Raw genomic sequence first — 22,640 nt, forward strand, 5'->3', positions numbered from 1 at the left:
TTAACACTTAGCTCGGCTTTATAGACAAACCTTAATTTCATTTTTGTTGAAACAGCCATTTTATTACACAGGGTGTGTAGTGATAAATACCCAAAAAATTCTATGTCAAGGAGAGTACACAATGAAATACCTACTGCCTTCTGCAGCCGCTGGGCTGTTGCTGCTCGCAGCCCAACCGACAATGGCGGCAAACACGGGAGGTTATGCCACCACTGACGGCGGCGACGTTTCCGGCGCTGTGAAAAAAACCGCACGCTCTTTGCAAGAGATCGTCGATATCATTGAGGCAGCGAAAAAAGATTCAAGCGGTAAAGTCGTCAAAGGTGGAGCCTTCCCGCTCGTGATTACCTATAACGGTAATGAAGATGCGCTGATCAAAGCGGCTGAAGCCAATATCTGTGGCCAATGGAGCAAAGATCCACGCGGTGTAGAAATCAAAGAGTTTACCAAAGGGATCACCATCCTCGGTACCAATGGGTCTTCTGCTAACTTCGGCATCTGGGTGGTTAACTCTTCGAATGTTGTCGTGCGTAATATGCGCTTCGGCTATATGCCGGGTGGCGCAAAAGATGGCGATGCTATCCGTATTGATAACTCACCAAACGTCTGGATCGACCACAACGAGATCTTCGCTAAGAACTTCGAATGCGCCGGTACGCCAGACAACGACACCACTTTTGAATCGGCTGTCGATATCAAGAAAGCCTCAACCAACGTCACGGTATCGTACAACTTTATCCATGGCGTGAAAAAGGTGGGTTTGAGCGGTTCAAGCAACACGGATACGGGTCGTAACCTGACTTATCATCACAATATTTACAGCGATGTTAACTCACGTCTGCCGCTGCAACGTGGTGGTCAGGTGCATGCTTATAACAACCTGTATGACGGCATCAAAAGTTCAGGTTTTAACGTCCGTCAGAAAGGGATCGCGCTGATCGAAAGCAACTGGTTCGAAAATGCACTCAACCCAGTAACTGCACGTAATGACGACTCCAACTTCGGTACCTGGGAACTGCGTAACAACAACATCACCAGCCCGTCTGATTTTGCTAAATACAAAATCACCTGGGGTAAACCATCCACACCGCACATCAATGCGGATGACTGGAAGAGCACCGGCAAATTCCCTGCAGTCTCGTATAGCTACTCCCCAGTTTCCGCACAGTGCGTGAAGGATAAACTGGCGAACTATGCTGGCGTAGGTAAAAATCAGGCAGTACTGACAGCAGCCAACTGTAAATAAACGCGTAAATCCCGACGCATTCACTCTGCGCCGGGTTCTTCCTGAGCGAGCTGTTTAGGCTCGCTCATTTTTTACAGCACATAGAGATTAATAATAATTATTTCTTAACAAACTAAAATTCAATATAAAATTAACCCATAACCAAAATTTAATACGCCTGTGATATTATATTTTGGCTTAAGCTGAATTATTTACGTTAGTCTCAGCGCTCACAGCAAGAATAGTAGCCATTTAAAATCAAATAGATAAAGAAACCAGAATAAATCGACTATCCATTTAAATAATAACCTACTGATTTTCAATTACTTTAAAGGAATATCGTTTCCTATAAAGTCCAAATAATCCAATCATCAGCATTACAAAATGTTTCCACCGTAATACATTTAACATTTCACCCTTGAATTGAACTTATTTTTTGACCACACTCCCCTTGGTTTTTCATCAAAATTGATGATTCATTTTTGTTGAAAAATGTGTATGCCCTAAATAATTCGAATTTCAGGAAGGCGGCAAGAGAAGGAGTCCCGATGAGCTTACTCAAGTAAGTGATTCGGGTGACTGAACGCAGCCAACGCACATGCAATTTGAAGTATAACGGGTATATGTGACATCGGGCATATGGAGCGATAAATGCCCATGAAAATTCTATTCCAAGGAGACAGTCATAATGAAATACCTATTGCCTACGGCAGCCACTGGATTGTTATTACTCGCGGCTCAGCCAGCGGTGGCAGCAAATACGGGCGGCTATGCCACCACAGATGGTGGAGAAACTTCCGGCGCCGTGAAAAAAACCGCACGTTCTTTGCAAGAAATTGTGGATATTATTGAAGCTGCGAAAGTGGATTCAAAAGGCAAGAAAGTCAAAGGCGGTGCTTACCCGCTCATCATCACCTATAACGGTAATGAAGATTCATTAATCAAAGCAGCTGAAAAGAATATTTGCGGCCAGTGGAGTAAGGATGCTCGCGGCGTACAAATCAAAGAGTTCACCAAAGGGATTACCATCCTCGGTACCAATGGTTCATCGGCCAACTTCGGTGTCTGGATCGTGAACTCCTCTGACGTCGTCGTACGTAATATGCGCTTCGGCTATATGCCGGGCGGTGCGCAAGACGGTGACGCCATTCGTGTTGATAACTCTCCAAACGTCTGGATTGACCACAATGAGATCTTTGCCAAGAACTTTGAGTGTAAAGGCACGCCAGACAATGACACGACTTTTGAATCGGCCGTCGATATCAAGAAAGGCTCAACTAACGTCACGGTATCCTACAACTACATTCATGGCATCAAGAAAGTCGGCCTAAGCGGCGCAAGCAATACGGATACAGGACGCAATCTGACTTACCATCACAATATCTATCGCGATGTTAACTCACGTCTGCCGCTACAGCGTGGTGGTCTGGTTCATGCTTACAACAACCTGTATGACGGTATCACTGGCTCCGGCTTTAACGTCCGTCAGAAAGGGATAGCGTTGATCGAAAGCAACTGGTTCGAAAATGCGCTCAACCCGGTGACTGCACGTAACGACAGCTCCAACTTCGGTACCTGGGAGTTGCGTAACAACAACGTCACAAAACCGGCAGACTTCTCCAAATACAACATCACCTGGGGTCGTCCTTCCACGCCTCACGTCAATGCTGATGATTGGAAAAACACCGGCAAGTTCCCTTCCATTTCTTACAAATACTCCCCAGTTTCGGCACAGTGTGTGAAAGATAAGCTGGCGAACTACGCGGGTGTAAGTAAAAACCTAGCGGTACTGACAGCAGCTAACTGCAAATAAACACGGTCAGATTTACCCTCAAGCGAGCGCTAAGCGCTCGCTTATTTTTTATGAGGGCCGACATGTGAGCATGAATATTCATCTCAATAAAGAAGTAATAAATTAACTATCATGCTAATTATTTTAATGGTTAATTACTGATGTAATGGGAAACAATTCACAACACGGGATTAATTAATAATTTGATCGGAATCAATTATTTTTTGATACTTTCATCTCAATGAGAAATTTTACTTATTTCTTGATACCGCTCACAGTTATCACCTATATCAAAACGCTTCCAGTGCAGAATAATAAAACGAAATATAATTTTATTTTTCATAAAAACTATCAACCCACTGATTTTATAAAAAATGAAAAAAATATCATCATTTAAAATAGAGACTTATTAATCACACATATTTCTCTGTGTTATTCAGTCGATATATTTAATATCTAAATATTGAATTATTTTATTTTTATGATAACACTTAATCGGGGTTTCAATAAACCTTGATTTCATTTTTATTGAAACATCAAATAATATAATCTGGGTGATGTGGAACATTAATACCCAAAAAATTCTATTCCAAGGAGAGTACCCTAATGAAATACCTACTGCCTTCTACAGCCGCTGGGCTGTTATTACTTGCAGCCCAACCGACGATGGCGGCAAATACGGGGGGTTACGCTACCACTGACGGTGGTAACGTTGCCGGTGCCGTGAACAAAACTGCGCGCTCTATGCAAGATATCATTGATATTATCGAAGAGGCGAAGCTGGATTCTAAAGGTAAGAAAGTCAAAGGTGGGGCTTACCCACTCATCATCACCTATAACGGTAATGAAGACGCGCTGATCAAAGCTGCTGAAAACAATATCTGCGGCCAGTGGAGTAAAGACGCTCGCGGTGTGGAAATCAAAGAGTTTACCAAAGGGGTTACCATCATCGGTACCAACGGATCTTCCGCTAACTTCGGGATCTGGCTGACAAAATCATCTGATGTCATCATACGCAACATGCGCTTTGGTTACATGCCGGGTGGCGCGCAGGACGGTGATGCCATTCGTATCGATAACACGCCGAACGTTTGGATTGACCACAACGAGATCTTCGCTAAAAACTTTGAATGTCAGGGCACAAAAGACGGTGACACCACCTTCGAATCTGCGATTGATATCAAGAAAGCTTCTACCAACGTGACGGTGTCGTACAACTACATTCACGGCATCAAAAAGGTGGGACTGAGCGGCTTCAGCAGCAGCGATACGGGCCGTGATCTGACTTACCATCACAATATTTACGACGACGTTAACGCCCGTCTCCCACTGCAACGCGGCGGTCAGGTTCACGCTTACAACAACCTGTATACCGGCATCACCAGTTCTGGCCTGAACGTACGCCAGAAAGGGATTGCGCTGATCGAACGTAACTGGTTCGAGAATGCGAAAAACCCGGTGACCTCACGTTACGACGGTTCCAACTTCGGTACCTGGGAACTGCGTAATAACAACATCATGAGCCCAGCCGACTTCGCTAAATACAATATCACTTGGGATAAAGACACCAAAGCCTACGTGAATGCTGAAGACTGGAAAAGTACCGGCACGTTCGCTTCTGTTCCTTACAGCTACTCTCCAGTTTCACCACAGTGCGTGAAAGATAAACTGGCGAACTATGCTGGCGTGAACAAAAACCTGGCCGTGCTGACGGCAGCAAATTGCAACTAATCACGAAGTGTAAAGTGTAATAAGCGGACTTCAGGCTCCTACCCTCATTGTCCTGTGCTAGCAGGAGCCTGCAAGCGAGCTTAACGCCCGTTGATTTATCGTTCGGGCAGCACTTGAGCGAGTCCTAATGGCTCGCTCATTTTTATCGTTAATATTCAAGGAAATGAAATGAAACGTTCTCTTCTGTTCGCCGCACTGTTCAGTACCTGCACAGTATTCAGTGTCGGCATACCGATGGCTAGCGCCGCCACACCGGCAGCACCAGAGTTGAAAGGATTCGGAACGGATACCGTGGCAGGCAGTGGTGGACGCATTATTCGCGTCACAACGCTGGCTTCATCCGGGGCAGGTTCACTCAGAGAAGCACTGGCCGCTAAAGGGCCACGCATTATCGTTTTCGAGGTTGGCGGCATCATCGACCTGAATAAAAGTGACCTTCGATTAACGGAACCGTTTGTCACCATCGCTGGCCAAACCGCTCCCTCTCCCGGTATCACAATCATTCGCGGCGGGATGGGGATTAGCACGCATGATGTGCTCATGCAGCATCTGCGTTTTCGTATCGGCGATGCCGGTACGGGTAAAAAAAGTGGCTTTGAACGCGACGTTTCAATCAACGGCAAAGATGCCTATAACGTCGTGATAGACCACAGTAGCTTTGCCTGGGGGACGGACGAGAACCTGTCTATCTCCGGCCCTCGCTACGACGGGCCTCAGGGCACTGCGCACCGAATCACGCTCTCAAATAATATCGTTGCTGAAGGCTTATACGACTCGGCTCATACCAAAGGTATTCACTCGATGGGGACGCTGGTTCACGATAACGTGACTGACGTGTCGATCGTGGGCAGCCTGTATGCCCACAACAACGAACGCAACGCCTGGTTCAAAGCAGGCTCAACGGGCGTCATGGTCAATAACCTGATCTACAACCCCGGCATCTGGGGCGTTCGCGTTGGTGGCGTAAAAGGAGAATGGGAAGGGAAAACCATGCCCGCCAGCCCGCGCGTTTCCGTCGCGGGTAACGTGATGCACTACGGCGCAAATACCAAAGCGGGTTTAGGGCTGGTAGGGAGCAACAGCGCCGGCGATGTCTGGATGTCGGATAACCTCGCATACGATGCCAAGGGCAACGCCGCCCCGCAAACGTCAGGCACTGGGATTACGTTACTCAAGGTGTCCCCTATTTGGCCTGCGGGCTTAACGGCGGCATCAGCCAGCGCCGTCACCAATCAGGTACTGCAAAGTGCAGGCGCACGTCCTAAAGATCGTGACGCCGTCGATAAGCGTATCGTGGACAACGTCAAACAGCGGAAAGGTGGTTTCGTGAACAGCCAGGAAGACGTTGGCGGCTACCCCGTAGCAACGGCAACCTACCGTCAACTGAACGTACCGAGTACCGGCGTGGACACCTGGCTACAGCAGATGGCAAAAGCGCTGGAGTAACGTGCTAGCAGAGACGTTAAGATCGCAAAGGCCACTCTCGTGGCCTTTTTCATATTCTCAGTTTCTTACTTCTCTATCACGCTAATCAAGGCAACACTTTCACTGACTGAATCACGATCGGCGTAGTCGGTACGTTCTGATAAGGCCCGACGTTTTTCGTTGGTACCTGAGAGATCTTATCCACGACTTCCATACCCTTCACCACTTTACCGAACACGGCATAGCCAAAATCACGCTGCCCGTGATCGAGGAAAGCATTGTCCGCTATGTTGATAAAGAACTGGCTAGTCGCACTGTCTTTGTCGGACGTGCGCGCCATGGCAATCGTGCCGCGTTGGTTACGCAAACCGTTATCGGCTTCATTCTTGATCGGCGCATTCGGCGCTTTCTGGTTCATTTCGCCAGAAAAACCGCCACCCTGCACCATAAAGCCTGGGATCACACGGTGAAATGTCGTCCCGTTATAAAAGCCGTTGTTAACGTACTCGACGAAATTTTTTACCGAAATCGGTGCCTTTTGATTATCTAAAGACAGTTCGATATTGCCTGCGGACGTCGTCAACAGCACATGAGTAGTGCCGGAAGCCGCAAAGGCTGGGGAAAATGCCGTCAGTGAAATAAGGGCCGCCGCAGCAACCAGAGTACGTTTAAACATAAGAATTCCTTTTGGAAGAGGCTGACTACAGAAAGCGTAATGATTGTAAGTTTCCGCACTCTTCAACGCTACCCATTTACCTTTTTTTACGTATAAAAGTCTGTTCGTAACCAACTGTGATCGAAAACCTGCATGAAAGATAAAAAAAGGGCCGATTGCTCAGCCCTCAGACCGTACGGAACGAGAACGGGGGGAATGGGATAGAAGAGTAAAGCGTCCGCGCCAAGGATGGCGCGGCTCGAGCTTACATGGACGTACTTGCAGCGTCTTTACGATCTACCCATTATCACCGCTCAGCAAACTCAGCCCATACGCTCCGAACGTACCGCCAGATCGCGACTGTACTGACGGCTGGCCTCCACCAGCATCGAGGTGTAAGCATCCTTCGGCACATCGCTGGTCAAATCGTCGGTTTCCAGCGTTTCCAGTATCTTGCCGTATTGCATCACCGCCACTTTATGACACAGATGGGAGATTACGCCCAAATCATGCGTCACCATCAGGTAAGTCAGCTTTTCCTGCTGCTGCAAGTCAGTCAGTAGATTGAGAATTTCCGCCTGCACCGACACATCCAGCGCCGACGTTGGCTCATCCAGCAGCAGAACTCTCGGCTCCAGAATCAACGCTCGGGCAATCGCCACACGCTGGCGCTGTCCACCCGATAGCTGATGCGGATAGCGGCGACGGAAGTTCGTTCCCAGCCCGACCTTTTCCAGCAAGGTATCAATACGATCGTCACGATCGCCAAAGCGGTGGATCGACAGCGGTTCTTCCAGAATCGACTCCACTGTATGACGGGGGTGCAGCGATCCATACGGATCCTGAAACACCATCTGCACCCGACGACAGCGTGCCTGATCGATCCGGTGCGCCAGCTTCTTCCCGTCAATGTGCAGCGTGCCTTCCCAGTGATTAAACAGTCCGGCCAGACACTTCAGCACCGTGGTTTTGCCAGAACCCGATTCCCCTACCAGACCAAAAATATCGCCATCGTTGACTGTGAGATTCACATCGTACAACACCTGATTCTTTGCATTGCCATGCCCAAAAGAGAGATTCAGGTTATTCACTTCGATCATCGGCTTGCGCTGACTTATTGCTTCAGTTGCCATGATTATCCCCTTTATCCATTGATCCAGGCTGGATCGCGATTCATCACCGGCAAACGCGGGCGGCGGTGGTCGATATCCGGCAGCGAATTCAGCAACCCACGCGTATACGGATGCTGTGCGTTGTCCAGATCGGCGGCGGCAATCGACTCCACGACACGCCCGGCGTACATCACCAGCACCCGATCGCAGAAGCTACGCACCAGATTGATGTCGTGGCTGATAAAAATCAGCCCCAGACCGCGCTCACTCACCAGATCGTCCAACATCGCCAACACCTGCAAGCGCACGGATACATCCAGCGCGGAGGTCGGTTCATCGGCAATCACAATTTCGGGTTCGGTAATCAGCATCATCGCAATCATGATGCGCTGCCCCTGCCCGCCCGAAATCTCATGGGGATACAGATTGTAGACACGCTCTGGCTGACGAATACGCACCACATCCAGCATCGCCATGACCTTCTCCTTCGCCTCGCGGTGCGACACCCTATGGTGCGCCAGATAGGCTTCGGCAATCTGATCGCCGACGCAAACCACCGGGTTCAGCGAATATTTGGGGTCCTGCATAATCATGGATATGCGCTTGCCGCGAATCTGACGCATCCGCGCCTCATCCGCTTTCAGCAGATCGGTATCACCGAAGCGCAGTTTGTCTGCTGTAATCCGCGCGCTGTGCGGATGCAGTTGCAACAGCGCACGGCCAACCGTCGATTTACCGGAGCCGGATTCACCGACAATCGCCAGCTTTTCACAGCCCAGCGTAAAGGAGACACCGCGCACGGCATCCGTCACAGCACCACGGTTCACGAAACCTACCCGCAGATTTTCCACTTCCATCAGGGGCGAGCTTCCCGGCGCACGTTGAGAAAACTTATTCAGTTCTGGGATCGAGGATGTCACGTAGGCCGTCTCCAAGGAAGTTGAACGCCAGGCTGTTAATCAAAATCGCCAGCCCCGGAATAGTTACTAACCACCAGCACTCCATCATGTAACGACGACCCGCAGAGATCATCGCGCCCCATTCAGGATCGGGCGGCTGTGCCCCCAACCCCAGAAAACCCAGACCCGCTGCTGTCAGAATAATGCCCGCCATATTCATGGTGATACGAATAATCACCGACGGCAGACAGAGCGGCACAATGTGGTGCAGCAGAATGCGGACAGACGATGCTCCTTGCAGCTTCACTGCAGAAATAAAGTCCGCGTGACGCAGCGACAGCGTCTCCGCCCTTGCCAGACGAGCAATCGGCGGCCAAGCCGTCAGCGTAATCGCGATCACCACATGATCCAGACCGGGGCCGAGCGCCGCCACGAACGCCAGCGCCAATACCAGGCTGGGGAAAGAGATGAAAATATCGGTGATACGCATCAGGATGGTATCGACGATACCGCCGTAATACCCAGAAATCACACCCAGCGCCAGCCCGATCGGCCCAACGGTGACCGACACCAGCGCAACGATATACAGCGTGATGCGTGAACCGTAGACCAGACGACTAAACACATCACGACCAAACTCATCGGTGCCAAAGTAATGTGCCGCACTCGGTGCCTGTAATGCGTTGGCCAAATCCTGTACCAGTGGGTCGTGCGTGGCGATCCACGGTGCGAAGATGGCAACCAGCATCAGCATCAGCACAATCGCGGAACCAATCGCGGTCAGTGGATTGCGCAGCATCGTCAATAAAAACCCGCCGATTCGCGCCCCGCGTAGCCGCAGACGACTCACGCGTTTTTCCGGCGGCGTCCGCATTACCGACTCACGACTGACCGGCGGCTCAGAGGAAATATTCATGCGTTCGTCCTCGGATCAAAGATTTGATACAACATGTCCGACAGCAGGTTAAGCGTCACAAAGATCAACCCCACCAGCAGCACACACCCCATAACCGCATTCATATCGCCCAGCAGCAGGCTGCCCGTCAGATAGGAACCAAAGCCCGGCCATGAGAAGACCGTTTCGATAAGTACCGCCCCTTCAAGCAGAGAGCCATACGCCAGCGCCACCACCGTCAGAAGCTGAACCAGAATATTGCGAAACGCATGCGCCCAGACGACACGAAACTCAGACAGCCCTTTCACTCGCGCAGTAATGATGTATTCCTGCGAAAGCTGCGCCAGCATGAAGCTACGCGTCATACGGCTGATATAGGCCAGTGAATGGAAACCGAGAATCGTGGCTGGCAACACCAGATGGTTCAGCGCGCTGCGGAACACATCCCACTCGCCTGCCAGTAGCGAATCCACCAACAGCAGACCGGTACGGTTCTCCACCAGACCGTCGTAGGCCATATCAACCCGCCCAGCGCCGCCAACCCAGTTCAGCCAGGCATAGAACACCAGCAGCCCCATCATCCCGACCCAGAATATCGGCGTGGAATAACCGGCCAGACTGATAAAACGCACCACATAATCCGCCCACTTACCGCGCCGTGCCGCAGCCAGCACGCCTAGCGGTACGCCCAAGCCGGCCCCCACGATAATCGCCATGGTGGCCAGCTCGATGGTGGCGGGGAAAACCCGGATAATGTCATCCACGACCGGTCGCCCAGTCAGAAGCGCATTGCCCAAATCCCCATGCATCAGTGAATTGAAGTAAATAAAGAACTGGACATACAGTGGCTTATCCAACCCCAGCTGTTGGTAAACCTGTTGATAGGTACTTTGGTCAGCATCCTGCCCGACAATAGCCAGGACTGGATCGATTGGCATCACGCGGCCGATCACGAAGGTCAGGATTAATAACCCGAACAGCGTGATGACGACCTGAAACAGACGTTTTGCCAAACGACGCAGTACTCCACCCGGCTTGATCCAATCAGAGAAAACCATGTTCTTTCTCCTGATATCCCGGTTAACGACGACAGCAAATCGCCACTCACGCGGTCATCTCTTTTTAGCGTATCTGATCGGGATGATTAGCCGGGAACGCAGGCTAATCATCCGGTTTAACGTGTGGACACTAGCGCTGCTTATACACCTCGCGCAGATGCGTCGTGGAGGACGGATGCGGCACATAGCCTTTCACGTCCTTACGCAACACCACAGAATCGATCATCTGCGACACCGGAATAATGGCCGGGAACAGTTCTTCATAGCGATTCTGTATGTCGATATACATCTGCTTCTGTTTCTGAGGATCTTTCTCCAACAGCGCCTGATCGATCATGTCGTTCAAGGGTTTGTCGTAGAAAGACGTGCGCCAGCCTTGGAAGTTGGTCAGTTTGGCTTCGTCGCTGTTATCGGGGTTATAGACAACAGAACGCAGGCTGGAGTGAGGATGCGGATCGACGCCACCGCCGCCGCGGCCAACCAGCATATCGAAGTTACGATCGCGCATCGCGCCGTAAACCTGATTACCGGTGCCGGAGATGATTTTGGCTTTGATACCCGCCTGTGCCAGCGTGGACTGTACCGACGTCGCCAGATTCAGGAACGGCTGATCGGACAAGACACGCAGCGTGGTTTCAAATCCATTCGGGTAGCCCGCTTCGGCCAACAGCGCTTTGGCGCGCGGCACGTCTAGCTTGTAGCCAGGATCCGGCAACGTCGCATCCATCCCTTTTTGGATGGGGCGCTGATGATAGAAGCCATAGCCAAGCATCACCGTCTTATTGACGCCATCGTAATCAATCAGGTAACGAACCGCTTCGCGCACTTTCGGTTTAGCGAAGTATTCATTTTTCAGGCTCATTGCAACGTAGTACAGCGTGCCTTTTTTCACCTCATCAACCACAACGTCTTTGTCTTGTTTCAGCGCGTTGATATCTGGCACAGACATCCCAGAGGCAACATCAATATCGCCTTTTTCAATCATCAGACGCAGCGCCTGTGATTCGGTCATGTGGCGGAAAATCACGCGCCGCATTTTCGCGTCGCCCTGCCAGTTGTTCTCAACCTTGCTGATGCGCAGCACGTCTTTCGCCTGCCACACATCCAGCTTAAACGGGCCAGAACCGGCTTCGTTCGTGGTCAGCCAGCCGTTACCCCAGTCACCGTTTTTCTCATGTTGCATGACCGTTTTGCTGTCCAGCACTGAGCCGCTACCCAACGTTGCCAGCGAATAGATCACCAGTTTGGGGTCGTTCGGTTTAGGCAGTTCAATTTCAACGGTGTTAGCGTCTTTGGCGCGGATCATTTTCTCCACGTTTTCCGCGGTGAAGCCGTAGGATTTCCACGTCGTGGCCTGAGCCATATTGAGGCTAAGCAAACGTTTCATCGACCAGGCGAAATCTTGTGCCGTTACGGGGTTACCGGAATGGAATTTGGCGTTGTCTACCAGATTGAAGGTAATGACATTGCCCGCATCATTGACGCTCCAGCTTTTCGCCAGAGAAGGCAGGATGTTACTCAGGTTGGCCGGGTCGAGCACCACCAGCGAGTCATAGAGATTGACGATAATGCCCACCACTTCATTACCGGTCATGGCGGCCGGGTCGAGTGAGAGCATGTTGTTCATGTTCATCCCAACGATCAGCTGATCGTCAGGGGTTTTTGCCGATAGAATGGCTGGTGTAGCGGCCATACAGAGTGAACCTAACAGCAGGGTACGGAGTATTGCTCGTGCTTTCATCATTATTCTCCAGGTGTGGGAGCATGGAAGACGACAACTTTTTATTTTTTAGGTAAGGCTATCTTTCAGATCGAACAAAAAACTATTCTTTACTTAGGGTGTGCTCCTCAATCCAGTCAAAATTAATATCTTCTCCCAGCCCTGGACGTTGCGGCAGATGCACAAAGCCCTCGTCATCCATCGGATCGACAATCGAATTCAGATAAGCGGCAGGTTCGTCGTAATCGAGGAAAGGATGCAGCAATCCGCGTTCATACCAACGACAGTTTTTGATCGCTCCAACCACGTTGAGGTTTGGCGCACCGTTACCGTGAATTTCACAATCCATACCGAAGGATTCCGCCAGGCTCGCGACTTTCAGGCACGGCCAGAGACCACCTACGCCTTGCACGCCGGCGCGTAAAATGTCGCATGCGCCTTCTTTAACCCAGTCAGCACGGCTGAAATATTTACCTGACAGACTTTCCGGCCCGATCACATCGATATCCAGGCTCTTGGTCAGCCAGCTGTAGGATGCCATGCTCTGCTCTTCCATTGGCTCTTCAAACCAGGTGAAATCGAGCTTTTGCAGTTCACGACCGATGTATAGCGCATCGCTGCGGCTGTACCAATGGTAGCCATCCAGCATCAAGCAGACATCTGGGCCAACCGCTTCACGCACCGCCGCACAGGCTTTCACGTCGATCTTCGGGCTGGGTGCGAACGACACCGGAGGCATCCAGGTGTGCAACTTGATGGCTTTGTAGCCGCGCTGCACCAGCTTTTCTGCAAACTGGCCAAACTCCTCTGGCGTAGATAAACCGCCTTCCAACTCATCGCCACACATGGTACTGCCGTAAGCAGGGACTTTTTCACGATAGCCGCCGAGCAGTTTATGCACTGGCATGTTCAGCACGCGACCTTGCAGATCCCACAGTGCGGATTCCACAATCGACAGCGCGCGATCGGTCAGTTGGTTGGCGCTACCGCGTTGCCAGTGCACCAGATCCTGCCAGAGGCGCTCACGGTCGAACGGGTTCTGCCCAATCAGCACTTTGCGGAAGAAAGCGTTAACGATATGAGGACGAATCACTTCCGGCGGAGCGAAAGCGTAACCTTTTTGGCCGCCATCCGCCGTGATGGTCAACAGCGCCATCTTGGCCTGATTCTCGGCTCCCGGGTGTGAATGACCCGCACTGTCAGAAACTCGACGTGTGGGATAAGTGAAGACGGTGACATCAATTGATTCTATTTTCACGTTGTTACCTGCCTTGATGTTTAACACAACTCATGTACGCGATTGCGAATGTAAGCCACATAAATAATTAAAGAAGAACTCCACTGACTGTGTTGGGGCGGTAGATAAAAAACACCGATATCTTTCTGGTACGACCTTATAAGTCGATCGGCATCACAAAAAAGAAATGATGTGCTAATTAAAAAAAAATAGCGTTTTATTTTCAATTATTAAGGTTGTTACGCCGTTAGTCATTAGGCAATTTCTTTCATATGAAGAAATTATGCTGCGGATAATTGTGCAATTGCACACAAAGTTGTGAGCATTATCACCAGAAATATTCATATCCTTATTAAACAAATGGATAATCCCTTAGTTTTATTTTTAAGCATTCTGAAATGTGAATGATTGATGAAGGGGACGATTACTCTGATAGCGGATTGGCCGCTAATCAGTCGGCTTCTGACCAAAAGCGTGCTATAGATCTCACTTTTACCCGTCATGAAAAACCTAACAAAAACCAAGACTTAATAAAAAATAAGCAAAATCATCAAGATACCCACAAAGAAGTATATAAAAGACAACTTGATATACATCAATAAGCGGCCCTTGTAGCGCGATAAGGTAACCTCAGAAGAAGCAATTTTGAGGCAAAAATGAACAAAGTCAGACTCGCTGTTATCGGTAACGGGATGGTTGGCCACCGTTTTATCGAAGAGTTGCTGGATAAGGCCCCAACGTCCACCTACGATATTACCGTTTTTTGTGAAGAACCCCGCGTCGCCTACGATCGTGTCCACCTCTCTTCTTACTTCGCCCACCACACGGTAGAAGAGCTTTCTTTAGTACGCGAAGGCTATTACGAAAAGAATGGCGTTAAAATCCTGCTAGGTGAGCGCGCCATCACCATCAACCGCAGCGAAAAAGCCATTCACTCCAATTCCGGCCGTACCGTGTATTACGACAAGCTCATCATGGCAACCGGCTCCTATCCCTGGATCCCTTCAATCAAAGGATCAAACGGACAAGACTGTTTCGTATACCGCACCATTGAAGATCTAAACGCCATCGAAAACTGCGCCCGCCGCAGCAAACGCGGTGCGGTGATCGGCGGGGGGTTATTAGGTCTGGAAGCGGCTGGCGCACTGAAACACCTTGGCGTGGAAACTCACGTCATTGAGTTCGCCCCTGTGCTCATGGCTGAGCAGTTGGATGCACAGGGTGGTGCCCTGCTGCAACGCAAGATTGAAAACATGGGTGTGCGAGTGCATACCGGCAAGAATACGCAGGCCATTCAGCATTCTGGTCTGGAAAACCGTAAGACGATGGTGTTTGCCGATGGCAGCACGCTGGAAGTCGACTTTATCGTGTTCTCTACCGGTATCCGTGCGCAGGACAAACTGGCACGCCAGTGTGCGCTAGAGATCGGCCCACGTGGCGGTATCGCCATTAACGACTGGTGCCAAACTTCCGACCCTGACGTCTACGCCATCGGCGAATGTGCCGCCTGGCAGGGAAGACCCTTTGGTCTGGTTGCGCCCGGCTACAAAATGGCACAGGTTACTGTCGACCACCTGTTAGGGCATGAAAACCGATTCCAGGGTGCCGATATGAGCGCCAAGCTCAAGCTAATGGGTGTCGATGTCGGTGGGATTGGCGACGCACACGGCCATACGCCAGGCGCACGCAGCTATATGTGGCTGGATGAAAACAAAGAAACCTACAAACGTCTGATCGTCAGCGCTGATAACAAAACGTTACTCGGTGCCGTACTGGTCGGCGACACGCGGGATTACGGCAACCTGCTGCAATTCATGCTGAACAAGATCCCGCTGCCGGATTCCCCTGAAGCACTGATTCTTCCGGCTACGGCAGGCAGTGCGAAACCGACGCTGGGGGTCGATGCACTACCGGAAAGTGCGCAAATCTGCTCCTGCTTCGACGTGTCCAAAGGCGACATCATCAAAGCGATTAACGGCGGCTGTCATACCGTCGCGGCGCTTAAGGAAACCACCAAAGCCGGTACCGGCTGCGGCGGCTGTATTCCGCTGCTGACACAGGTATTGAATGCGGAACTCAGCAAGCAAGGGATTGAAGTCAATAATCACCTGTGCGAGCACTTTGCCTATTCACGCCAAGAGCTGTACCACCTGATCCAAATCGAAAAAATCAAAACGTTCGATCAACTGCTGGAAAAACACGGTTCAGGCTACGGCTGTGAGGTCTGTAAACCGACCGTCGCGTCTCTGCTGGCTTCCTGCTGGAACGAATACGTGCTCAAGCCGCAGCACACGCCGTTGCAGGATTCCAACGATAACTTCCTCGGTAATATACAGAAAGACGGCACCTATTCCGTCATCCCACGCTCCGCTGGCGGAGAGATCACACCAGACGGGCTGATCGCCATTGGTCGCATTGCGAAGCAATATAATCTGTACACCAAAATGACCGGTTCTCAGCGCATGGCGCTATTTGGCGTACAAAAAGACGACCTCCCTGACGTATGGGCTCAGCTCATCGAAGCCGGATTTGAAACAGGCCACGCCTACGCCAAGGCGCTACGTATGGCAAAAACCTGCGTCGGCAGCACCTGGTGCCGTTTTGGCGTCGGCGACAGCGTGGGCTTTGGCGTCGAGCTGGAAAACCGCTACAAAGGTATCCGCACTCCGCACAAAATGAAATTTGGCGTCTCCGGCTGCACGCGGGAATGTGCAGAAGCACAGGGTAAAGACGTGGGAATTATCGCCACCGAAAAAGGCTGGAACCTCTATGTATGCGGCAACGGCGGGATGAAACCGCGTCATGCCGACCTGCTGGAAGCCGATCTGGACCGCGAGACCTTAGTCCGCTATCTGGACCGCTTCATGATGTTCTACATCCGCACGGCCGATAAGCTCCAGCGTACGTCCGTGTGGCTGGATAATCTCGAAGGCGGCATCGACTATCTGCGTAATGTGATCGTGAAAGACAAACTGGGCATTAACGATCAGCTTGAAGCCGATATCGCACGGCTGCGAGAAGGCTACGTCTGCGAATGGCAAGCCACGTTGGAATCTCCGGAAGCACAAAAACGTTTTACCCACTTTATCAACAGCCCGGAACGTGACCCGAACGTACAAATGGTGAGTGAACGTCAACAACACCGTCCAGCGCGTCCTGCCGAGCGCATTCCGGTGAAACTCATTGATCAGATAAAAAATAGCGAGCTGGAGGGAGAAAACGCATGAACCAGTGGACTACCGTATGTAAGCTAGACGACATCCTGCCCGGTACTGGCGTTTGTGCACTGGTCGAGCAGCAACAGATCGCCGTGTTCCGGCCACGTAACGATGAGCAGGTTTACGCCCTCAGTAATATCGACCCCTTCGCACAGGCTAGCGTATTAAGTCGCGGGATAGTGGGCGAACATCATGAAGAGCTTTGGGTCGCAAGCCCATTGAAAAAACAGCATTTTCGCCTTTATGATGGTTTCTGTCTGGAGGATGGTGCCTATTCTGTTACAGCTTATGATACTCAGGTAACAAACGGTAATGTGCAAATATCCATCGCAGACAGTGACGTAGCGGTTGATAATAGCCAACCATTACCTTAGCCCTAATGGGCAGTGTCCTGTGTACACCGCAGGACACACCACAATCTGAGTTCTCAAGAGGCGTTACATGGATTACCTGCCAATATTCTGTCAGCTACACGATAAACCTTGTCTGCTGGTAGGGGGCGGTGAAATAGCCGAGCGCAAAGCTCGGCTATTGTTGGATGCTGGCGCAGTGCTTACCGTCAATGCGCTCGATTTTAACGATCAGTTTCGGGCGTGGGCGAAGGATGCTCAATTAACACTGGTACACAGCACCTTCGATCCCGCATTACTGAACGAGGTGTGGCTGGTGATTGCCGCTACAGACAATCAGGACGTCAACAATCACGTTTATGCCAGCGCCAGCGAGCGCCGAATTTTCTGCAATGTCGTCGACTCACCAGAACGCGCCAGCTTCATTATGCCGTCGATCATCGACCGTTCACCGCTAATGGTTGCCGTATCTTCTGGCGGCACCGCGCCGGTATTAGCTCGGCTACTGCGGGAAAAACTAGAAAGTATTCTGCCGCAAAATCTCGGTAAACTGGCAGCATTCGCAGGCGAATTGCGCAGTCGGGTAAAAATTCGTTTCTGTAAGATGAGCGCGCGCCGTCGCTTCTGGGAAAAACTCTTCGCACACGATCGACTGGCACAGGCGCTGGCCAGTGAAGACCGCGAGCGCGTTCAACAACTGACGGAACTACTTTTCTCCGCGCCGTTGGATGACAGAGGTGAAGTGACGCTGGTTGGCGCCGGGCCGGGCGACGCAGGGTTACTGACGTTGAAAGGTCTACAGCATCTACAGCAGGCCGACATCGTCGTTTACGACCGGCTGGTATCGAAAGAGATTCTCAACCTGTCACGCCGTGATGCCGAGCGTATCTTCGTCGGCAAAGCGTCTGGCTATCACAGCGTTCCTCAAGATCAAATCAATCAGCTGCTGGAAGAAAAGGCACGAGCGGGCCATCGGGTCGTCAGACTAAAAGGCGGCGATCCCTTTATCTTCGGTCGTGGTGCCGAGGAGCTAGAGTATCTGCAACAGGCGGGCGTGCCCTTCTCTGTCGTTCCCGGTATTACCGCCGCATCAGGCTGCTCCGCCTACAGCGGTATCCCGCTCACCCATCGCGATCACTCGCAGGGCGTCAGACTGATCACCGGGCACGTCAAGCATGACACCGATCTCGACTGGTCCAGTCTCGCAGCAGAAAAGCAAACGCTGGTGTTTTACATGGGGCTTCAGCAAGCTGAACACATTCAAAATAAGCTAATCGAACAGCAACTACCGGAAACCGTGCCGGTCGCCATTATCGAAAACGGCACCTCAACCAAACAACGCGTTCTGAGTGGACAGCTCTCACAACTGGGCGAATTAGCCCAACAAGCCAGCAGTCCGAGCTTGATCATTATCGGCAACGTCGTCGGACTACGGGAAAAATTGAGCTGGTTCTCTGACCAGACAGCATAATCCTCTCCCTATCCCCTTGCTCAACCGCTATCCGTCCTGCCGGATAGCGGTTATTGCACCATCATAATGCAATGCCCCATCAAATAGCATAACAATGCACTATTTTGAACATCCCCCCTTACAAAATGTCACTTTAATGCTTTACCACAAGCCATATCTGCCTTATTTTGACTAAAATAAAACTCATTAATAAGCAGACTATATGAATAAATAATCAATAATAGTTTACGTAAAACGTGGCCCGACTATTGCTTAGCTTTCTAATAGATTCGCGGCACGACCTCTGAATCGTTCATATCGAATCGATTTCATCGTCAAACCATCGTGTTTCATTAAAAGTGCTTCATCGAGTTAGTACATATCGAAGGGTGATACATCGCATTAGTACAGATACATCGCGTCATTACGTATTTCTACTCTCGTTTCTGAACGGAGTATGTAGTCCTCTCATCACAAAAACAGTTCTGTTCAGCAGAACAATAAGCAAGCAGTTTGGAGTCACTTGTGGAAGACGTTACTTTCTGGCAGCTCATCAGTTTTGGTGAGCACGGCTGGGGGAAATTATTACTGATTGGGGCAGGAATGACGCTCGCGCTGGCGATCTGCGGCTTCCTGCTGGGGGCAGCGATCGGCACGATCGGTGCCTGGTCCAAAATTTGCGGCAATCGCCCCGTGCGCTATCTGGCCGATGGCTACACCACTCTCATCCGTGGCGTCCCCGATCTGCTCATCATCTACCTGCTTTATTTCGGCGGCAGCTCTGCGTTAACCCTGCTCGCCAAACTGTTTGGCAGCAATGAGTTCTTTGGCTTTCCGGGCTTCCTCGCCGGGGTACTCGCCGTCGGTATTTCCTCCGGTGCGCAGCAGACGGAAGTCTACCGCGGTGCCTTCTACGCCGTGTCCAAAGGGGAAATTGAAGCCGCCAAAGCCTGTGGTATGCCAATGCTATTGCGCCTGCGCCGCATCATCGTCCCGCTCCTGCTGCGCCACGCGATCCCCCCACTCGGCAACGTGTGGCAGTTGGTGCTGAAAACCTCTGCGCTGGTTTCCGTTACAGGTGTCGCAGAGCTGATGACGCAGTCGCAAACCGGCGCCGGTTCTACCGGCAAACCGTTTGATTTTTTCATGGCGGCCGCGCTGCTGTATCTGCTGATCTCAATTTGTTCCGGCTGGATTATGCGCCGTGCTGAGTCTCATTATTCCCGGGGTGTGAAACGCTGATGGATTTTCCTTTTCTGTACGAAACGTTTCTGGAAATTATTCCCGGTATTCCGCTGACCCTGCAACTGGCGATCAGCTCTGTTTTTCTGGGCTTCTTTCTAGCGCTAGGCTTAGCACTGATGCAGTTGTCATCTTTTGCCGTACTGCGCTCAATTGCACGGACCTACGTGCTGTTTTTCCGCGGCACACCGCTGCTGGTGCAGCTGTTCCTGATTTACTACGGGCTGGGGCAATTCCCCTGGGTTCGGGAAAGCATACTTTGGCCGTTCCTGCGGGAGCCCCAGTGGTGCGCCCTGCTGTCGCTCAGCCTGTGTACCGGTGCCTATGCCAGTGAAATTATCCGTGGCGGATTGCAGTCCGTTCCCGTCGGCCAGATCGAATCTGCACGCGCCTGCGGCATGCCGTCATTCATGATTTTTAAGCGTATCGTTTTTCCGCTGGCAATCCGTCAGGCGCTCCCTGCTTACGGCAATGAGCTGATTTCAATGGTCAAATCGACCTCATTGGCTTCCATCATCACGCTGATGGAAATCACCGGTATCGCCGCACGCCTTATTGCAGAAACCTACCGGGCGCTCGAAGTCTTTCTGGTCGCCGGTGCTATTTATCTGTTTATTAACCTTATTCTGACACGTTTACTGATGTGGACAGAATTTACGCTTACACCTCATCTCCGTGCGCCGGGTGCGCAACCGGCAGCGAAAAAAATTAAGAAATTGGGAGATCTGCAATGACGACACCCGCCATTAGCCTGCGCAACATTCATAAAAGCTTCGGTTCTCTGGACGTCCTGAAAGGGATTTCGATTGAGGCCAACCAAGGGGAAGTCATTTCAATTTTGGGATCGTCCGGTTCAGGAAAATCGACGCTGCTGCGCTGTAGCAACCTGCTGGAGCTTCCCGATCAGGGCGAGATTATCGTCGGCGGAGAAGCGATTGAAATGAAGCCGAACCGTAAAGGGCAGAATCGTCCATCGAACCTCAAACAGATCGACAGAATTCGCAGCCAGTTAGGCATGGTATTCCAAAACTTTAACCTCTGGTCACACAAGACCGTGCTGGAAAACATCATCGAAGCACCCGTACACGTCTTAAAACGTCCGCAGGCGGAGTGTGTGGAGCACGCCGAGCAGTTGCTGGAGAAGGTCGGACTGGCGGATAAGCGTCACTACTATCCCGCTCACCTGTCCGGTGGTCAGCAACAGCGCGCAGCGATTGCCCGTGCGCTCGCGATGGAACCGAAAGTGATGCTGTTTGATGAGCCAACCTCTGCGCTCGACCCAGAGCTGGTTGGCGAAGTACTGCGCGTAATGCGCACACTGGCTGACGAAGGGATGACCATGCTGGTCGTGACTCACGAAATGGATTTTGCCCGCGAAGTCTCGAACCGCATCGTCTTCCTCCATCAGGGGGAAATTGAAGAACAGGGAACGCCGGAGCAGGTTTTCACCGCCAGCCAGTCGGCTCGCTTCCGGCAATTTATTGCCAGTTGGTAAACACAGCCCCGCAGATTTCGTGTTCAGACATCCACCTCTGCCACGAAATTCAGAGGGAATAAACAAAACATACCCTAAATAATTCGAGTTTCAGGAAGGCGGCAAGAGAAGGAGTCCCGATGAGCTTACTCAGGTAAGTGATTCGGGTGACTGAACGCGGCCAACGCACATGCAACTTGAAGTATGACGGGTATATAACGATATAAAACGCCGGGAGAACACCATCATGATCAAATCAAAACTCACTCTGCTCGCCTGTTCGCTGTGTATGGCAGGAACGCTGGCCGCCTCATTCACCGCATCAGCGGAAGAGAAAAAATGGACAACCGTCCGCATCGCGACCGAAGGCGCTTACCACCCGTATAACTTCACCAAGCCAGACGGTACGCTGGATGGCATGGAGATCGAACTGTATAAAGTACTGTGCAACAACATGCAGGTGAAATGCGAAATCATGGTTCAGCCCTTCGCCAGCGCCATTCCTGCGCTGAATGCCGGTAAATATGACGCGATCATTGCAGGTATGTCTGCCACAGCCAAACGCCGTGAGGTGATCGATTTCAGCCAGCCGTACACGCAGGCAGGGCAGACTTTCGCCGTACTGAAATCCAACTCACTCGCCAAAGATTTCCCAGATGCAGGCGTGCGTTTCTCCATTAACCCAGCGGATGAAGCCACTGCGCTGGCAGAAGTCGAGAAACTAAAACCTCTGTTGGAAGGCAAAACCATCGGCGTGCAGTCTGCTTCTATCGCCAGCGCCTTTTTAGATAAATATATGAAAGGCGTGATGAAAGTACGCGAATATAAAACCACACAGGAACACGATCTGGATCTGAAAGCAGGCCGAGTGGATCTGGTCATCGCTTCCGCACCCTACCTGAAAAGCACGACGGACAAGCCGGGCAATGACAACATCGTGATGCCAGGGCCACAGTTCATCGGCGGCATTCTGGGTAGCGGCTCCTCCGTTGGCCTGCGTAAAAGCGATCCTGAGCTGAAAGCCATGTTCGACAAGGCAATCGATCAGGCCAAGCAAGACGGCACCATCAGGAAACTGAGTGAAAAATGGTTCGGTATGGACACCACGCCACTCTGAGTGTGACCCTCTAGTTGAATCGCGTGTCATCGCCAGCGGG

19 protein-coding genes are annotated in these 22,640 nt (G+C 51.2%); 12 read left to right on the top strand and 7 right to left on the bottom strand.

Annotated elements, in window-relative coordinates:
- The first annotated feature begins 121 nt into the window (after positions 1–121).
- From pelA to pelZ, 4 genes are all read left to right on the top strand, one after another.
- Positions 122–1,246, top strand: coding sequence for a pectate lyase PelA (gene pelA, locus GZ59_RS19790; protein WP_011095541.1), 1,125 nt, complete (start codon positions 122–124; stop codon positions 1,244–1,246).
- Between the two features lie 667 nt (positions 1,247–1,913).
- Positions 1,914–3,038, top strand: a complete 1,125-nt coding sequence (gene pelB, locus GZ59_RS19795) for a pectate lyase PelB (protein ID WP_011095542.1) — start codon at positions 1,914–1,916, stop codon at positions 3,036–3,038.
- A 585-nt stretch (positions 3,039–3,623) separates the two neighbouring features.
- Positions 3,624–4,748 (top strand): pectate lyase PelC, encoded by a 1,125-nt coding sequence (gene pelC, locus GZ59_RS19800; RefSeq protein WP_011095543.1) that lies wholly within the window; start codon positions 3,624–3,626, stop codon positions 4,746–4,748.
- Between the two features lie 168 nt (positions 4,749–4,916).
- On the top strand, positions 4,917–6,194 hold the full coding sequence (gene pelZ / locus GZ59_RS19805; protein ID WP_039294001.1) for a pectate lyase PelZ: 1,278 nt from the start codon (positions 4,917–4,919) through the stop codon (positions 6,192–6,194).
- 85 nt (positions 6,195–6,279) lie between these two features.
- Here pelZ and ppiA read toward each other — a convergent pair whose 3' ends face one another.
- The 7 genes from ppiA to GZ59_RS19840 all read right to left on the bottom strand — a co-directional run bounded on the left by ppiA (position 6,280) and on the right by GZ59_RS19840 (position 13,770).
- The gene (gene ppiA / locus GZ59_RS19810; RefSeq protein WP_011095545.1) at positions 6,280–6,849 is read right to left on the bottom strand and encodes a peptidylprolyl isomerase A; all 570 of its coding nucleotides are present in this window, start codon (positions 6,847–6,849) and stop codon (positions 6,280–6,282) included.
- Positions 6,850–7,151: 302 nt separating this feature from the next.
- Positions 7,152–7,928, bottom strand: coding sequence for an ABC transporter ATP-binding protein (locus GZ59_RS19815; RefSeq protein WP_181023449.1), 777 nt, complete (start codon positions 7,926–7,928; stop codon positions 7,152–7,154).
- 44 nt (positions 7,929–7,972) lie between these two features.
- A complete protein-coding gene (locus GZ59_RS19820; protein ID WP_080641331.1) occupies positions 7,973–8,860 on the bottom strand; it encodes an ABC transporter ATP-binding protein in 888 nt (295 codons plus the stop codon).
- On the bottom strand, positions 8,832–9,713 hold the full coding sequence (locus GZ59_RS19825; RefSeq protein ID WP_100675302.1) for an ABC transporter permease: 882 nt from the start codon (positions 9,711–9,713) through the stop codon (positions 8,832–8,834). The genes GZ59_RS19820 and GZ59_RS19825 overlap by 29 nt, the downstream gene beginning before the upstream one ends.
- Before the next feature lie 38 nt (positions 9,714–9,751).
- Positions 9,752–10,792 carry an ABC transporter permease gene (locus GZ59_RS19830; RefSeq protein WP_011095549.1) on the bottom strand — a complete coding sequence of 347 codons (1,041 nt, stop codon included), beginning with the start codon at positions 10,790–10,792 and terminating at the stop codon, positions 9,752–9,754.
- Positions 10,793–10,922: 130 nt separating this feature from the next.
- Positions 10,923–12,533: an ABC transporter substrate-binding protein gene (locus GZ59_RS19835; RefSeq protein ID WP_039294011.1), complete on the bottom strand. Its 1,611-nt coding sequence runs from the start codon at positions 12,531–12,533 to the stop codon at positions 10,923–10,925.
- A gap of 82 nt (positions 12,534–12,615) precedes the next feature.
- Positions 12,616–13,770 carry a mandelate racemase family protein gene (locus tag GZ59_RS19840; protein WP_039295293.1) on the bottom strand — a complete coding sequence of 385 codons (1,155 nt, stop codon included), beginning with the start codon at positions 13,768–13,770 and terminating at the stop codon, positions 12,616–12,618.
- Between the two features lie 383 nt (positions 13,771–14,153).
- On the opposite strand from GZ59_RS19840, the gene GZ59_RS19845 reads away from it, so the two are divergent.
- The 8 genes from GZ59_RS19845 to GZ59_RS19880 all read left to right on the top strand — a co-directional run bounded on the left by GZ59_RS19845 (position 14,154) and on the right by GZ59_RS19880 (position 22,600).
- Positions 14,154–14,351: a hypothetical protein gene (locus tag GZ59_RS19845; RefSeq protein ID WP_011095552.1), complete on the top strand. Its 198-nt coding sequence runs from the start codon at positions 14,154–14,156 to the stop codon at positions 14,349–14,351.
- A gap of 54 nt (positions 14,352–14,405) precedes the next feature.
- Positions 14,406–16,976 carry a nitrite reductase large subunit NirB gene (nirB, locus tag GZ59_RS19850; RefSeq protein ID WP_039294014.1) on the top strand — a complete coding sequence of 857 codons (2,571 nt, stop codon included), beginning with the start codon at positions 14,406–14,408 and terminating at the stop codon, positions 16,974–16,976.
- On the top strand, positions 16,973–17,341 hold the full coding sequence (nirD, locus tag GZ59_RS19855) for a nitrite reductase small subunit NirD (RefSeq protein WP_039294017.1): 369 nt from the start codon (positions 16,973–16,975) through the stop codon (positions 17,339–17,341). The genes nirB and nirD overlap by 4 nt, the downstream gene beginning before the upstream one ends.
- Before the next feature lie 67 nt (positions 17,342–17,408).
- A complete protein-coding gene (cysG, locus tag GZ59_RS19860; RefSeq protein WP_039294020.1) occupies positions 17,409–18,788 on the top strand; it encodes a siroheme synthase CysG in 1,380 nt (459 codons plus the stop codon).
- Positions 18,789–19,292: 504 nt separating this feature from the next.
- Positions 19,293–20,009: an ABC transporter permease gene (locus GZ59_RS19865; RefSeq protein ID WP_039294022.1), complete on the top strand. Its 717-nt coding sequence runs from the start codon at positions 19,293–19,295 to the stop codon at positions 20,007–20,009.
- A complete protein-coding gene (locus tag GZ59_RS19870; protein ID WP_011095557.1) occupies positions 20,009–20,743 on the top strand; it encodes an ABC transporter permease in 735 nt (244 codons plus the stop codon). The genes GZ59_RS19865 and GZ59_RS19870 overlap by 1 nt, the downstream gene beginning before the upstream one ends.
- Positions 20,740–21,504: an ABC transporter ATP-binding protein gene (locus GZ59_RS19875; protein WP_011095558.1), complete on the top strand. Its 765-nt coding sequence runs from the start codon at positions 20,740–20,742 to the stop codon at positions 21,502–21,504. Before GZ59_RS19870 ends, GZ59_RS19875 begins: the two co-directional genes overlap by 4 nt.
- Before the next feature lie 226 nt (positions 21,505–21,730).
- Positions 21,731–22,600 carry a transporter substrate-binding domain-containing protein gene (locus GZ59_RS19880; protein ID WP_011095559.1) on the top strand — a complete coding sequence of 290 codons (870 nt, stop codon included), beginning with the start codon at positions 21,731–21,733 and terminating at the stop codon, positions 22,598–22,600.
- Positions 22,601–22,640 lie beyond the last annotated feature (40 nt).

Source organism: Pectobacterium atrosepticum, from assembly GCF_000740965.1.
GTDB lineage: Bacteria > Pseudomonadota > Gammaproteobacteria > Enterobacterales > Enterobacteriaceae > Pectobacterium > Pectobacterium atrosepticum.

Coding starts and splice junctions, on each gene's coding strand:
- pelA (WP_011095541.1), top strand. CDS start 122: ATGAAATACCTACTGCCTTCTGCAGCCGCTGGGCTGTTGCTGCTCGCA.
- pelB (WP_011095542.1), top strand. CDS start 1,914: ATGAAATACCTATTGCCTACGGCAGCCACTGGATTGTTATTACTCGCG.
- pelC (WP_011095543.1), top strand. CDS start 3,624: ATGAAATACCTACTGCCTTCTACAGCCGCTGGGCTGTTATTACTTGCA.
- pelZ (WP_039294001.1), top strand. CDS start 4,917: ATGAAACGTTCTCTTCTGTTCGCCGCACTGTTCAGTACCTGCACAGTA.
- ppiA (WP_011095545.1), bottom strand. CDS start 6,849: ATGTTTAAACGTACTCTGGTTGCTGCGGCGGCCCTTATTTCACTGACG.
- GZ59_RS19815 (WP_181023449.1), bottom strand. CDS start 7,928: ATGATCGAAGTGAATAACCTGAATCTCTCTTTTGGGCATGGCAATGCA.
- GZ59_RS19825 (WP_100675302.1), bottom strand. CDS start 9,713: ATGCGGACGCCGCCGGAAAAACGCGTGAGTCGTCTGCGGCTACGCGGG.
- GZ59_RS19830 (WP_011095549.1), bottom strand. CDS start 10,792: ATGGTTTTCTCTGATTGGATCAAGCCGGGTGGAGTACTGCGTCGTTTG.
- GZ59_RS19835 (WP_039294011.1), bottom strand. CDS start 12,533: ATGAAAGCACGAGCAATACTCCGTACCCTGCTGTTAGGTTCACTCTGT.
- GZ59_RS19845 (WP_011095552.1), top strand. CDS start 14,154: ATGATTGATGAAGGGGACGATTACTCTGATAGCGGATTGGCCGCTAAT.
- nirB (WP_039294014.1), top strand. CDS start 14,406: ATGAACAAAGTCAGACTCGCTGTTATCGGTAACGGGATGGTTGGCCAC.
- nirD (WP_039294017.1), top strand. CDS start 16,973: ATGAACCAGTGGACTACCGTATGTAAGCTAGACGACATCCTGCCCGGT.
- cysG (WP_039294020.1), top strand. CDS start 17,409: ATGGATTACCTGCCAATATTCTGTCAGCTACACGATAAACCTTGTCTG.
- GZ59_RS19870 (WP_011095557.1), top strand. CDS start 20,009: ATGGATTTTCCTTTTCTGTACGAAACGTTTCTGGAAATTATTCCCGGT.
- GZ59_RS19875 (WP_011095558.1), top strand. CDS start 20,740: ATGACGACACCCGCCATTAGCCTGCGCAACATTCATAAAAGCTTCGGT.
- GZ59_RS19880 (WP_011095559.1), top strand. CDS start 21,731: ATGATCAAATCAAAACTCACTCTGCTCGCCTGTTCGCTGTGTATGGCA.